Source organism: Polymorphospora sp. NPDC050346, from assembly GCF_040655695.1.
Classification (GTDB): Bacteria; Actinomycetota; Actinomycetes; order Mycobacteriales; family Micromonosporaceae; genus Polymorphospora; species Polymorphospora lycopeni.
The window spans coordinates 1-13968 of sequence record NZ_JBFAKM010000009.1 but is presented as its reverse complement, the minus strand read 5'-3'; the positions used below and the strand labels follow the sequence as shown (position 1 = coordinate 13968).

Here is a 13968-nt window from a genome sequence, read left to right as displayed (position 1 = left end):
GCGCCCCCTTAGCTCAGTCGGCAGAGCGTCTCCATGGTAAGGAGAAGGTCTACGGTTCGATTCCGTAAGGGGGCTCAAAGGGTTCTCGTTGGGACCCGCCCACAGCGGTGTAGCTCAGTTGGTAGAGCAAACGGCTCATAATCGTTGTGTCGCCGGTTCAAGTCCGGCCACCGCTACTTTCGGTGCCGGATGACTCCGGCGACCGGATCTGCGGGTGCCACGGGCACCCGCTTTGCGTGTCCAGGTAGGCAAGGTCTACGCTGGCTCGTCGTAGTTGTTTCGCTAGCGAGGAAGGCACCCCGCCGTGGCCAAGGCGACCGACGTCCGTCCAAAGATCACTTTGGCGTGTGTGGAGTGCAAGGAGCGCAACTACATCACGCGCAAGAACCGCCGCAACGACCCGGACCGCATTGAGATGAAGAAGTTCTGCCCCCGGGACGGCAAGCACACCCTGCACCGCGAGACCCGCTGATCCCGCGCCGGCAGTAGGCCGGCGCAGGCAGGCGCCGCGGAGCCGTACAGCTTCCGTCAGGATCGCCGTTTCGAGACCGGACAGTCTGGGATGACCAGCGACACCGGCCCCGAAACGGCGATCCTGCTTTGCGCGTGTAGGTTCGCCGCATGCCCTTGGACCCGTCGTTCGTCGGCCGTACGTACCCGCCGACCGCCCCCTATCAGGTGGGCCGAGAGAAGATCCGTGAGTTCGCCACCGCGATCGGTGCGACCGACGCCGCGTACCACGATCCGGCGGCCGCCCGGGCGCTCGGGCATGCCGACGTGGTCGCTCCGCCCACCTTTCCGGTGGTCGTCACCATGGAGTCGAGCCGCCGTCAGATCGTCGATGATCCGGCGCTCGGCGTCGACTACAGCCGGGTCGTCCACGGCGACCAGCGCTTCCGTTACACCCGCCCGATCGTGGCGGGTGACGAGCTGGTCTGTGTGAGCACCATCGAGGAGATCACCTCGCGGGGTGGGCACGACTTCCTGACCATCCGTAGCGAGGTCTCGACGGTCGCCGAGGAGCCGGTGGTGTCGGTCTGGTCCAAGCTCGTCGTACGTGGGGAGGGTGGCTGAGATGGATCTGCCGGTCAAGACCTACCGAGTGACCCGGGCCGACCTGGTCCGCTATGCGGGCGCCTCGGGCGACTTCAACCCGATCCACTGGAGCCAGCGGTTCGCCACCGAGGTCGGCCTGCCCGGGGTGATCGCGCACGGCATGTTCACGATGGCGCTGACCGGCCGGGCGGTGACCGAGTGGGCCGGCCGGCCGGACACCGTGGCGGAGTTCAGCGTGCGCTTCGCCCGGCCGGTGCCGGTGCCGGATGACGACGAGGGGGTCGAGGTGCAGGTGGCGGCAGTGGTCAAGGGAGTCACCGAAGACGGTCTGACCCAGCTCAACCTGACCGTGACGTGCCTCGGGGAAAAGGTGCTGTCGCAGGCCAAAGCGCTGGTCCGGCTGCCTGGATGACGGTTTGCCGGCGGCCGGTGGCAGACCGGTTGGGAAAGTCCCCGGTCTACCCGTACACTGGTCCGCCGTGGGGTAGTGGCCCCTACCTCAGGTGTCTGCGCCTGAGGTAGGTCCAAGCTGCCGCACAGGGGTGTAGCTCAATTGGCAGAGCAGCGGTCTCCAAAACCGCAGGCTGCAGGTTCAAGTCCTGTCACCCCTGCGCCTAAGGCCTGACCGGCCCCGGGGGTCGGAGTCGTCTCACGGGGCGGCAGCCGTCCCGTGGCGGTGGTGTCCGGCGGAAGCCGCCCGTGGCGCGATGCGCCGGTCGGGCGATCTCCGTCCGGTCCGCCGGCCGCGGCCAGCCCCGGGATCGGTCCGGGCGGCCGGCGTGACCAGCGCAGCGTGCGTCCACCGACGTGCGATCCGACCATCCCGCGACGGAGGGCGAAGTGGCCGACAAGAATCGGCGCGGCGAGGACGCCGCGGACGACCACCTCGATGACGAGGCGTTGGACGACGCAGCCGAAAAGGACTCGGACGTCGACGACGAGGAAGAGCCGGTATCCCGGGGCGGCACCGCCACCCGGGCCCGCCCGAAGGCGGAGTCGGCCGACAGCAAGTCGAAGGCCCGTACCGAGGGCGGTCGGGTCGGCATCTTCGGACGGATCGTGCGGTTCGTCCGCGAGGTCGTGGCCGAGCTGCGTAAAGTCATCTGGCCTACCCGCAAGGAGCTGTTGACCTACACCGCCGTGGTGGTCGTGTTCGTGTCCGTGATGCTGGCGATCGTGGCCGGGCTCGACTTCGCCTTTGCCAAGGGCGTGCTGTGGGTCTTCGGCAACCCCAGTTGACCGCAGAACCGAGCTGACAGTAACGGAAGTGAGCGAGCGTGCCTGAGTACGACGAGACCGCCGGACGAGCCGCCGACGAGCAGTCCGCGGTGGCGACGGCGGCCAGTGACGAGTCGGTCGAGGCCGCCAGCGAGCCGGATTACGCGCCCGTCGCGACGCCGGAACCAGACGAGGAGTACGACCCGGTCGCGGAGCTGCGGCAGAAGCTGCGCTACGCGCCGGGCGACTGGTACGTCGTGCACTCCTACGCCGGATACGAGAACAAGGTCAAGACCAACCTGGAAACCCGTATCACCAGCCTCGACATGGAGGACTACATCTTCCAGGTCGAGGTGCCGACCCGCGAAGAGGTCGAGGTCAAGAACGGCAAGCGCCTCCAGGTGCAGAACAAGGTCTTTCCTGGCTACATCCTGGTCCGGATGGAGTTGACGGCGGAGTCCTACTCCTGCGTCCGGAACACCCCGGGCGTGACCGGCTTCGTCGGCGCGACCGACCGGGCCGACCGTCCCGCGCCGCTCTCGCTCGACGAGGTGCTCAAGTGGCTGGCGCCGGCCGTCGAGACGGAGCAGAAGAAGGCCAAGCCGGAGGTCAAGGTTCTCGACTTCGAGGTGGGTGACTCGGTCACCGTCACCGACGGGGCGTTCGCTTCGCTTCCTGCCACGATCAGCGAGATCAACGCCGACCAGCAGAAGCTCAAGGTGCTGGTGTCGATCTTCGGTCGGGAGACTCCGGTGGAACTCAACTTCAACCAGGTCGCCAAGATCTGAGGATCCGGCCCCGGCAACCGCCTCGGTGAACAGCCGGGCTGCCTGTTGCGTTAACCTAGAACGTCGGCCCGCAGGCCGCGCTGACCGTGCGCGCGCTCTGCGGGCAGCGTCAGGTGCAATCCACCCCGGTGCAATCCACCAGAATCAAGCCCAGGAAGAGACATGCCTCCGAAGAAGAAACTGGTCAAGACGTTCACGCTGCAGCTGCCGGCGGGCCAGGCCACGCCGGCGCCGCCGGTCGGTCCGGCCCTCGGTCAGCACGGTGTGAACATCATGGAGTTCTGCAAGTCCTACAACGCGCAGACCGAGTCGCAGCGCGGTGACGTCGTCCCCGCCGAGATCAGCGTCTACGAGGACCGCTCCTTCACCTTCGTGCTGAAGACGCCGCCGGCTGCCCGCCTGCTGCTCAAGGCCGCCGGTGTGCAGAAGGGTTCCGGCGTGCCGCAGAAGGACAAGGTCGGTTCGGTGTCCCGTACCCAGCTCCGGGAGATCGCCGAGCGGAAGATGGCCGACCTCAACGCCAACGACGTGGAGCACGCCGAGCGGATCATCGCTGGCACCGCCCGCTCGATGGGCATCACCGTCAAGGACTGAGGCCGCCGAGCCTTTCCGAGCACGACCCGACCGTGGGAGGGTACGCGCGCCGCGCGTCCCGCCAGACACCACAGGAGTAGACAGAAATGCAGCGCAGCAAGGCTTACCGCAAGGCCGCCGAAGCCATCGACCGGGACCGGCTCTACACCCCGGCCGAGGCCGTGAAGCTGGCCAAGGCGTTCACCGCCGTCAAGTTCGACCCCACGGTCGAGGTCGCGATGCGCCTCGGGGTCGACCCGCGTAAGGCGGACCAGATGGTCCGTGGCACGGTCAACCTGCCCCACGGCACCGGCAAGACCGCCCGCGTGATCGTGTTCGCGGCCGGCGCGAAGGCCGAGGAGGCCGTTGCCGCCGGCGCCGACGAGGTGGGCACCGACGAGCTGGTCGCCCGCATCCAGGAGGGCTGGCTGGAGTTCGACGCGGCCATCGCCACCCCGGACCAGATGGCCAAGATCGGCCGGATCGCGCGGATTCTGGGCCCGCGCGGCCTGATGCCGAACCCGAAGACCGGCACCGTGACCATGGACGTCACCAAGGCCGTCTCCGAGATCAAGGGCGGCAAGATCACCTTCCGGGTGGACAAGCACTCCAACCTGCACCTCATCATCGGCAAGGCGTCGTTCTCCGAGGCGCAGCTGATCGACAACTACGTCGCGGTGCTCGACGAGGTACTGCGGGCCAAGCCGTCGGCGGCCAAGGGCAAGTACCTGAAGAAGGTGACCCTGACCACCACGATGGGCCCGGGTGTCCCGGTCGACCCGAACCTGGTGAAGAACCTCCAGGAGGCCGGCGCCGAGGCGTGACGCCGACCGCCGCAGCGGATCACGAACCGGGGTGCCCCGATTTCGGGGCACCCCGGTTCGTCTTTGCCGCCGGGATGCTTGCCGGCCGGTCAGGGAGCAGGTCCGACGGGCCGGGTGAAACTGTGTGCCGGACCCCGATTTGGTGGTCGGGCATCAGGTCGCGTACCGTGTCGAATGCGTCTGGCCGTGAGTCAGACGGCAAATCGTAACCACCCAGAGACCGCTGGTAGCCGTGCTTCGGCACGGTCGAAGGTCCCGCTTCGGCGGGCGGCCCGCGCAGGGGGAGACGGCAGCGTACCGGTCATGTTCGCATGATCTTGTCCGCCCCGTGCGCCCTGCGCCGGGGCGTTTCCCGTTTTCGGGTCCCTTCTCCACGGACTGTGAAGTCGACCAGCCTGGAGTAACGAGAGAGGAGGGACATGGCGGACAAGCCGGTTCGGGCCGACAAGGCCACCGCCGTCGCTGAGCTCACCGAGCAGTTCCGTAGCTCGGGCGCGACCGTGCTGACCGAGTACCGCGGTCTCACTGTCGCTCAGCTGACCAAGCTGCGGCGCGCGCTGGGTCGGGAAACCACCTACGCGGTCGCGAAGAACACGCTCGCGAAGCGTGCCGCGGCGGATGCTGGCATCGAGGGCCTCGACACGCTGTTCACCGGTCCTACCGCGCTCACCTTCGTCTCCGGCGATGTCGTAGAAGCGGCGAAGGGCCTGCGCGAGTTCGCGAAGGCCAACCCGCTGCTCGTCATCAAGGGCGGCGTATTCGAGGGCAAGGCCATCTCGGCCGAAGAGGTCAACAAGCTCGCCGACCTCGAGTCCCGTGAGGTGCTGCTGGCCAAGCTGGCCGGTGGGATGAAGGCCAACCTGAGCAAGGCCGCGGCCCTGTTCCAGGCGCCGCTGTCCAAGACCGCCCGCCTGGCGGCTGCCCTGCAGGAAAAGCGCGAAAAGGAGGGTGTGGAGGAGGCCGCCTGAGCCTTCCCGCATCCGTACCCAGTCATTCAAAAGTAGGAAGGACGCCAGACATGGCGAAGCTCAGCACCGACGAGCTGCTCGACGCGTTCAAGGAGATGACGCTGATCGAGCTGTCGGAGTTCGTGAAGCAGTTCGAGGAGACCTTCGACGTCACCGCCGCCGCGCCGGTCGCCGTGGCCGCCGCGGGTGCGGGCGGCGGCGCCGCCGCCGCTCCGGCCGAGGAGGAGAAGGACGAGTTCGACGTCGTTCTCGAGGCCGACGGTGGCAAGAAGATCCAGGTCATCAAGGTCGTGCGTGAGCTGACCGGCCTGGGCCTGAAGGAAGCCAAGGACGCCGTCGAGGGCGCGCCGAAGGCGATCCTGGAGAAGGTCAACAAGGAGACCGCCGACAAGGCCAAGGCCAAGCTCGAGGCCGAGGGCGCGAAGGTCACCCTTAAGTGAGCTGACGCACACCGCGTTCGAAGCGGGCGGCGATCCAGGTTTGGATCGCCGCCCGCTTTCGTCTGCTGACAGCGTGCAACCACGCGGTGAACAGGCAATCAGCGCGGTCTGTGGACCCACGGGGCCGCCGGAGGCACCCGTACGTCACACAAACACCTGGCCCGACCCGCGCGACAACCCTTGACGCGGCTCCTGGTGCCAGGCACGCTGACACCAGCAAGACCTTCCGCGCTTGCAACGGCCCTCATCCGGGTAACGCAACGGCAGCCCGCCTGTCGCTGCGGCATTCGGGTGACCCCAGCGGGATCCGCCGCGTTCTGAGCGGCCCGGAGGCACCGGTCCAGGTGCTCCGAGGCACGTTCCGCGACGGCCTGCCCGGCGGGCTGGACAGCGGTTAGCCTCTCGGCTACACTGCTAGTTTGCGCTGCCTTCCGACTTGACCCCTGTCCAGAATGTCCGAATGTGGACGTTCAGAGTGGGGTCCATTGGAGTGCACGCGTAACAGCCGTTTTGCAGCACGGTCCTCGGAAGGACGCATCTTGGCAGCTTCCCGCCCTGCGAAGACCAGCCGTACGTCGAGCGCATTCGCTCCTCACCGAATTTCATTCGGTCGGATCACGGAACACCTCGAGGTCCCCAACCTCCTCGCCATCCAGAACGAGTCCTTCGACTGGCTGGTCGGCAACGAGGCTTGGCAGGGCCGGTCGTCTGACGACCCGCACGCCCGCTCGGGTCTCGCGGAGATCCTCGATGAGATCAGCCCCATTGAGGACTTCTCCGGCACCATGTCGCTCTCCTTCTCCGCGCCACGCTTCGACGAGGTCAAGGCCTCGATCGAGGAGTGCAAGGAGAAGGATCTGACCTACTGCGCGCCGCTGTTCGTGACCGCGGAGTTCACCAACAACACCACCGGCGAGATCAAGAGCCAGACGGTGTTCATGGGGGACTTCCCGATGATGACGCCCAAGGGCACCTTCATCATCAACGGGACCGAGCGCGTCGTGGTCAGCCAGCTCGTCCGTTCGCCGGGCGTCTACTTCGACAAGCAGCCGGACAAGACCTCCGACCGTGACCTCTCCAGCGTCAAGGTCATCCCGAGCCGGGGTGCCTGGCTGGAGTTCGACATCGACAAGCGCGACACCGTTGGTGTCCGCATCGACCGTAAGCGCCGGCAGGCGGTCACCGTCCTGCTCAAGGCGATCGGTTGGACCGGCGAGCGGATCCGCGAACGGTTCGGCTGGTCCGAGCTGATGATGACGACCCTGGAGAAGGACCACATCGCCGGGGTCGACGAGGCGCTTCTCGACATCTACCGCAAGCTCCGGCCGGGCGAGCCGCCGACGCGGGAGAACGCCCAGACCCTGCTCGACAACCTCTTCTTCAACCCGAAGCGGTACGACGTCGCCAAGGTCGGTCGTTACAAGTTCAACAAGAAGCTCGAAGTCGACGTCCCCATGAACAAGGGCACGCTGACCGAGGACGACATCGTCGCCACCGTGGAATACCTCTGCCGGCTGCACGCCGGTGAGGAGGGCTACGAGGCCGACGACATCGACCACTTCGGCAACCGTCGCCTGCGTACCGTCGGCGAGCTGATCCAGAACCAGGTCCGGGTCGGGCTCTCCCGTATGGAGCGCGTGGTCCGCGAGCGGATGACGACCCAGGACGTCGAGGCGATCACGCCGCAGACCCTGATCAACATCCGCCCGGTGGTGGCTGCGATCAAGGAGTTCTTCGGCACCTCGCAGCTCTCGCAGTTCATGGACCAGACCAACCCGCTGGCGGGCCTGACCCACCGGCGCCGGCTGAGCGCGCTTGGCCCGGGTGGTCTGTCCCGGGAGCGGGCCGGCTTCGAGGTCCGTGACGTGCACCCGTCCCACTACGGCCGGATGTGCCCGATCGAGACCCCGGAAGGCCCGAACATCGGCCTGATCGGTGCCCTGTCGACCTTCGGCCGGGTCAACCCGTTCGGCTTCATCGAGACGCCGTACCGCAAGGTCGTGGACGGTCGGGTCACCGACCAGATCGACTACCTGACGGCCGACGAAGAGGACCGGTTCGTCAAGGCGCAGGCCAACGCTCCGCTGATGAGCGACGGCCAGTTCGCCGAGGACCGCGTCCTCGTCCGCCGGAAGGGCGGTGAGGTCGACTTCGTCGCCCCGGCGGCGGTCGACTACATGGACGTCTCGCCGCGCCAGATGGTGTCGGTCGCGACCGCCATGATCCCGTTCCTCGAGCACGACGACGCCAACCGCGCCCTGATGGGCGCCAACATGCAGCGCCAGGCGGTGCCGCTGGTCAAGGCGGAGTCGCCGCTGGTCGGCACCGGCATGGAATACCGGGCCGCGGTCGACGCCGGCGACGTCGTCGTCGCGGAGGTCGGCGGTGTGGTCGAGGACCTGTGCGCCGACTACGTCACCGTGCACCAGGACGACGGCCACCGTCGCACCTACCTGCTGCACAAGTTCCGCCGCTCCAACGCCGGCTCCTGCGTCAACCAGAAGCCGGTCGTCTTCGAGGGCGACCGGGTCGAGGCCGGCCAGGTCATCGCCGACGGTCCCTGCACCGACGAGGGCGAGATGGCGCTCGGGCGCAACCTGCTCGTGGCGTTCATGACCTGGGAGGGCCACAACTACGAGGACGCGATCATCCTGTCGCAGCGCCTCGTGCAGCAGGACGCCCTCACCTCGATCCACATCGAGGAGCACGAGGTCGACGCCCGCGACACCAAGCTGGGCCCGGAAGAGATCACCCGCGACATCCCGAACGTCAGCGAGGAAATGCTCGCCGACCTCGACGAGCGCGGCATCATCCGGATCGGTGCCGAGGTCGTACCCGGCGACATCCTGGTCGGCAAGGTCACGCCCAAGGGCGAGACCGAGCTGACCCCGGAAGAGCGGCTGCTGCGGGCGATCTTCGGCGAGAAGGCGCGTGAGGTACGGGACACCTCGCTGAAGGTGCCGCACGGCGAGACCGGCACGGTCATCGGCGTACGCACCTTCTCCCGTGAGGACGGCGACGAGCTGCCGCCGGGCGTCAACGAGCTGGTCCGGGTCTACGTCGCCCAGAAGCGGAAGATCCAGGACGGCGACAAGCTCGCCGGCCGGCACGGCAACAAGGGCGTCATCTCCAAGATCCTGCCGGTCGAGGACATGCCGTTCCTGGAGGACGGCACCCCGGTCGACATCGTGCTCAACCCGCTCGGCGTGCCGAGCCGGATGAACATCGGCCAGGTGCTGGAAACCCACCTCGGCTGGGTCGCCAAGACCGGTTGGAAGGTCGACGGGGACGACGCCGAGTGGAAGAAGGCCCTCCGCTCGATCGACGCCCACGAGTCCGAGCCGGACACCAACGTGGCGACGCCGGTCTTCGACGGCGCCAAGGAAGAGGAGATCACCGGTCTGCTCAGCAGCACCCTGCCCAACCGGGACGGTGTGCAGCTGGTCGGTGGCTCCGGTAAGGCGCAGCTGTTCGACGGCCGGTCCGGCGAGCCGCTGCCGGACCCGATCGCGGTCGGCTACATCTACATCCTCAAGCTCAACCACCTGGTCGACGACAAGATCCACGCCCGGTCGACCGGACCGTACTCGATGATCACGCAGCAGCCGCTGGGTGGTAAGGCGCAGTTCGGTGGCCAGCGCTTCGGTGAGATGGAGTGCTGGGCGATGCAGGCGTACGGCGCCGCGTACGCCCTCCAGGAGTTGCTCACCATCAAGTCCGACGACGTCCTGGGCCGGGTGAAGGTCTACGAGGCGATCGTCAAGGGCGAGAACATCCCCGAGCCGGGCATCCCGGAGTCGTTCAAGGTGCTGCTCAAGGAGCTGCAGTCGCTGTGCCTCAACGTCGAGGTGCTCTCCAGCGACGGCGTGGCCCTGGAGATGCGCGAGACCGACGACGAGGTCTTCCGGGCCGCGGAGGAACTCGGCATCGACCTGTCCCGGCGGGAGCCGAGCTCGGTCGAAGAGGTGTGAGGTTGTGAGCTTGGGGGCGGGCCACCCGCTCCGGGCGGTCAGGCTTGATCCCCGCGCGGGACGGCCCGCCCCCAAGCTCCAGCCCCGAGTTTCAGCAGTATGACGACGACGACATAGGGGACACGTAACGTGCTCGACGTCAACTTCTTCGACGAGCTGCGCATTGGCCTGGCCACCGCAGACGACATCCGTCAGTGGTCGCACGGCGAGGTCAAGAAGCCTGAAACGATCAACTACCGCACTCTGAAGCCGGAAAAGGACGGGCTCTTCTGCGAGAAGATCTTCGGTCCGCAGCGGGACTGGGAGTGCTACTGCGGTAAATACAAGCGCGTCCGCTTCAAGGGCATCATCTGCGAGCGCTGCGGCGTCGAGGTGACCCGGTCCAAGGTGCGGCGTGAGCGGATGGGCCACATCGAGCTGGCCGCCTCCGTGACCCACATCTGGTACTTCAAGGGCGTTCCCAGCCGGCTGGGCTACCTGCTCGACCTGGCGCCCAAGGATCTCGAGAAGATCATCTACTTCGCCTCGTACGTGGTCACCAGCGTCGACGCGGAAGCCCGGCACCGGGACATCTCCACGCTCGAGAACGAGATCCTCGCCGAGAAGCGGCAGTCGGAGAACAGCCGCGACTCGGAGATCGAGAAGCGGGCCGCCAAGCTGGAGGCCGACCTCGCCGAGCTGGAGGCCGAAGGCGCCAAGGCCGACGTCCGCCGCAAGGTCAAAGAGGGCGGCGAGCGCGAGATGCGCCAGATCCGCGACCGGGCGCAGCGCGAGATCGACCGGCTCGACGAGGTCCTCGACACCTTCCGCAAGCTGGACTCCAAGCAGCTCGTCACCGACGAACTGCTCTACCGCGAGCTGCGGGACCGCTTCGGTGAGTACTTCACCGGTGGCATGGGTGCCGAGGCGATCAAGGCGCTGGTCCAGAACATGGACCTCAACGCCGAGGCCGAGAACCTGCGCGAGATCATCCGCTCCGGCAAGGGCCAGCGGAAGATCCGGGCGCTCAAGCGGCTCAAGGTCGTCGCGGCGTTCCTCAACACCCGCAACTCGCCGCTCGGCATGGTGCTGGACTGCGTACCGGTCATCCCGCCGGACCTGCGCCCGATGGTGCAGCTCGACGGTGGCCGGTTCGCGACCTCGGACCTCAACGACCTCTACCGTCGGGTCATCAACCGGAACAACCGGCTCAAGCGGCTGATCGACCTCGGTGCCCCCGAGATCATCGTCAACAACGAGAAGCGGATGCTCCAGGAGGCCGTCGACGCGCTGTTCGACAACGGCCGCCGCGGTCGTCCGGTCACCGGCCCGGGTAACCGTCCGCTGAAGTCGCTGTCCGACATGCTCAAGGGCAAGCAGGGCCGGTTCCGGCAGAACCTGCTCGGTAAGCGCGTCGACTACTCCGGCCGTTCCGTCATCGTCGTCGGCCCGCAGCTCAAGCTGCACCAGTGCGGTCTGCCCAAGCAGATGGCGTTGGAGCTGTTCAAGCCGTTCGTGATGAAGCGGCTGGTCGACCTCAACCACGCGCAGAACATCAAGTCCGCCAAGCGGATGGTCGAGCGGCACCGCCCGGTCGTGTGGGACGTGCTGGAAGAGGTCATCGGCGAGCACCCGGTGCTGCTCAACCGGGCACCGACGCTGCACCGGTTGGGCATCCAGGCCTTCGAGCCGCAGCTGGTCGAGGGCAAGGCGATCCAGATCCACCCGCTCGTCTGCACCGCGTTCAACGCCGACTTCGACGGTGACCAGATGGCGGTCCACGTGCCGCTGTCCGCCGAGGCGCAGGCCGAGGCGCGGATCCTGATGCTGTCGTCCAACAACATCCTCAAGCCCGCCGACGGCAAGCCGGTCACCATGCCGACCCAGGACATGGTCATCGGCCTCTACCACCTCACCCACCTCACCTCGGGTGCGCGTGGCGAGGGCCGGGCGTTCAGCTCGGACGCCGAGGCGCGGATGGCGTACGACAACCGCGAGCTGGATCTGCAGGCGCCGGTGAAGATCCGCCTGCACGGCGTCGTCGGGGTCGACAACGGCGCCGGCGCGACCAAGTGGACCGAGCCGGAGGACTGGACGCCGGGCGAGCCGCTGACGGTCGAGACGACGCTGGGCCGGGTGCTCTTCAACGAGACGCTGCCGCAGGGCTACCGCTTCGTGAACTACGAGATCCGCAAGGGTCAGTTGTCGGCGATCGTCAACGACCTCGCCGAGCGGTTCCCGAAGGTGGCGCTGGCCGCGACCCTCGACGGGCTCAAGGAGGCCGGTTTCCACTGGGCCACCTGGTCGGGTGTCACGATCGGCATGGAGGACGTCATCGCTCCGCCGCGCAAGCGGGAGATCCTGGAGCGGTACGAGTCCGACGCCGACCGGATCGACAAGCAGTACCAGCGGGGTCTGATGACCGCCGAGGAGCGTCGCGGCGAGCTCATCGAGATCTGGACCAAGGCGACCGGTGAGGTCGCCAAGGAGATGGAGACCGCGCTGCCGCAGGAGAACCCGCTGTGGAAGATGATCAACTCGGGTGCCCGCGGTAACCTGCTCCAGCTCCGCCAGATCGCCGCGATCCGTGGTCTGGTGGCCAACCCGAAGGGTGAGATCATCCCGCGGCCGATCAAGGCCAGCTACCGGGAGGGGCTGTCCGTGCTGGAGTACTTCATCTCCACGCACGGTGCCCGTAAGGGTCTCGCCGACACCGCGCTGCGGACCGCCGACTCGGGTTACCTGACCCGTCGTCTGGTCGACGTCTCGCAGGACGTCATCATCCGCGAAGAGGACTGCGGCACCGACCGGGCGATCCCGATGCAGGTCGGCGAATACCTCGACGGCAAGCTGGTGGTGCACGAGCACGCCGAGACCGGCGTGCACGCCCGCACCATCGCCGACGACATCAAGGGCGCCGACGGCACCCTGGTCGTCGAGCGGGGCGCGGACCTCAACTCGATCCTGGTCGACAAGCTCGTCGCCGCCGGCGTCGAGACGGTACGGGTGCGCAGCGTGCTCACCTGCGAGTCGAAGCTGGGTGTCTGCGGTGCGTGCTACGGCCGCTCGCTGCCGACCGGCAAGACCGTCGACGTGGGCGAGGCGGTCGGCATCATCGCCGCCCAGTCCATCGGTGAGCCGGGTACGCAGCTGACCATGCGTACCTTCCACACCGGTGGTGTCGCCGGTGAGGACATCACCCAGGGTCTGCCCCGTGTCCAGGAGATCTTCGAGGCGCGGGTGCCGAAGGGCAAGGCGCCGATCGCCGACACCCCGGGCCGGATCCGGATCGAGGACGGCGAGCGGTCGCGGAAGATCATCATCGTGCCGGACGACGGCAGCGACGAGATCGTCCACGACAAGATCTCCAAGCGGGTCCGGCTGCGGGCCCACGACGGAGACCGCGTCGAGGTCGGCGAGAAGCTCACCGAGGGCACCATCGACCCGCACGAGCTGCTGCGCATCCTCGGCCCGCGCGCGGTCCAGGTCCACCTGACCCAGGAGGTCCAGGAGGTCTACCGCTCGCAGGGTGTGCTCATCCACGACAAGCACATCGAGATCATCATCCGCCAGATGCTCAAGCGGGTGACGGTCATCGACTCCGGCGCGACCGAGTTCCTGCCGGGCGTGCTGGTCGACCGGGCACTGTTCGAGTCGGAGAACCGCCGGCTCGTCTCTGAGGGCGGCGAGCCCGCCGCCGGCCGGCCGGTGCTGATGGGTATCACCAAGGCGTCGCTGGCGACCGACTCCTGGCTCTCGGCGGCCTCCTTCCAGGAGACCACCCGGGTCCTGACCGATGCGGCGATCAACGCCCGGAGCGACTCGCTCATCGGTCTGAAGGAGAACGTCATCATCGGAAAGCTCATCCCGGCCGGTACCGGCATCAGCAAGTACCGCAACATCCGGGTGGAGCCCACCGAGGAGGCGAAGGCCAAGGTCTACTCGATGACCGGATACCCCGAGACCGACTACGGTTTCGGCCCGGCCAGCGGGCAGGCCGTACCGCTGGACGACTTCGACTTCGGGTCGTACCGCTAGGCACGAAAGCACGGAACCGGGCGGCCGTACGTGCACAGTCCATGTAGGACGGGCCGGGGCAGGCCGGCGCGGGCGGCCACCGCGGGATCGGAGTGCAGCGGGTTGCGGTCGCC

The 13968-nt window shown here is 67.4% G+C and carries 11 protein-coding genes, 3 tRNA genes and 1 pseudogene; 14 read left to right on the top strand and 1 reads right to left on the bottom strand.

Annotated features, from left to right (window positions below; genetic code table 11):
• Window positions 1-2: 2 nt before the first annotated feature.
• The 14 genes from AB0I42_RS11660 (at window position 3) to AB0I42_RS11595 (ending at window position 13855) form a co-directional block, all read left to right on the top strand.
• Window positions 3-75 (top strand) — tRNA-Thr (locus AB0I42_RS11660).
• A 28-nt stretch (window positions 76-103) separates the two neighbouring features.
• Window positions 104-176: transfer RNA gene (locus tag AB0I42_RS11655), tRNA-Met, on the top strand.
• A gap of 128 nt (window positions 177-304) precedes the next feature.
• Window positions 305-472: a 50S ribosomal protein L33 gene (gene rpmG, locus AB0I42_RS11650; protein ID WP_203860687.1), complete on the top strand. Its 168-nt coding sequence runs from the start codon at window positions 305-307 to the stop codon at window positions 470-472.
• A gap of 149 nt (window positions 473-621) precedes the next feature.
• Complete coding sequence (locus AB0I42_RS11645) at window positions 622-1074, top strand: MaoC family dehydratase N-terminal domain-containing protein (RefSeq protein ID WP_357536472.1); 453 nt, start codon at window positions 622-624, stop codon at window positions 1072-1074.
• A 1-nt stretch (window position 1075) separates the two neighbouring features.
• Window positions 1076-1468: a MaoC/PaaZ C-terminal domain-containing protein gene (locus tag AB0I42_RS11640; protein ID WP_357536470.1), complete on the top strand. Its 393-nt coding sequence runs from the start codon at window positions 1076-1078 to the stop codon at window positions 1466-1468.
• A 126-nt stretch (window positions 1469-1594) separates the two neighbouring features.
• Window positions 1595-1667 (top strand) — tRNA-Trp (locus tag AB0I42_RS11635).
• A gap of 229 nt (window positions 1668-1896) precedes the next feature.
• Window positions 1897-2295, top strand: coding sequence for a preprotein translocase subunit SecE (secE, locus tag AB0I42_RS11630; RefSeq protein WP_357536469.1), 399 nt, complete (start codon window positions 1897-1899; stop codon window positions 2293-2295).
• A 38-nt stretch (window positions 2296-2333) separates the two neighbouring features.
• Complete coding sequence (nusG, locus tag AB0I42_RS11625) at window positions 2334-3062, top strand: transcription termination/antitermination protein NusG (RefSeq protein ID WP_357536467.1); 729 nt, start codon at window positions 2334-2336, stop codon at window positions 3060-3062.
• A gap of 162 nt (window positions 3063-3224) precedes the next feature.
• Window positions 3225-3656, top strand: a complete 432-nt coding sequence (gene rplK / locus AB0I42_RS11620; protein WP_357536466.1) for a 50S ribosomal protein L11 — start codon at window positions 3225-3227, stop codon at window positions 3654-3656.
• A gap of 86 nt (window positions 3657-3742) precedes the next feature.
• The gene (gene rplA, locus AB0I42_RS11615) at window positions 3743-4459 is read left to right on the top strand and encodes a 50S ribosomal protein L1 (protein ID WP_357536464.1); all 717 of its coding nucleotides are present in this window, start codon (window positions 3743-3745) and stop codon (window positions 4457-4459) included.
• Window positions 4460-4878: 419 nt separating this feature from the next.
• Window positions 4879-5427 carry a 50S ribosomal protein L10 gene (gene rplJ / locus AB0I42_RS11610; protein ID WP_357536462.1) on the top strand — a complete coding sequence of 183 codons (549 nt, stop codon included), beginning with the start codon at window positions 4879-4881 and terminating at the stop codon, window positions 5425-5427.
• A gap of 50 nt (window positions 5428-5477) precedes the next feature.
• Window positions 5478-5867 carry a 50S ribosomal protein L7/L12 gene (gene rplL, locus AB0I42_RS11605; RefSeq protein WP_357536460.1) on the top strand — a complete coding sequence of 130 codons (390 nt, stop codon included), beginning with the start codon at window positions 5478-5480 and terminating at the stop codon, window positions 5865-5867.
• 539 nt (window positions 5868-6406) lie between these two features.
• Window positions 6407-9838, top strand: coding sequence for a DNA-directed RNA polymerase subunit beta (locus tag AB0I42_RS11600; RefSeq protein WP_357536458.1), 3432 nt, complete (start codon window positions 6407-6409; stop codon window positions 9836-9838).
• Window positions 9839-9967: 129 nt separating this feature from the next.
• Window positions 9968-13855 carry a DNA-directed RNA polymerase subunit beta' gene (locus AB0I42_RS11595; RefSeq protein ID WP_357536457.1) on the top strand — a complete coding sequence of 1296 codons (3888 nt, stop codon included), beginning with the start codon at window positions 9968-9970 and terminating at the stop codon, window positions 13853-13855.
• Window positions 13856-13878: 23 nt separating this feature from the next.
• On the opposite strand, the pseudogene AB0I42_RS11590 reads toward AB0I42_RS11595, so the two are convergent.
• Window positions 13879-13968, bottom strand: a pseudogene (locus AB0I42_RS11590) (MaoC/PaaZ C-terminal domain-containing protein); the annotation flags it as partial.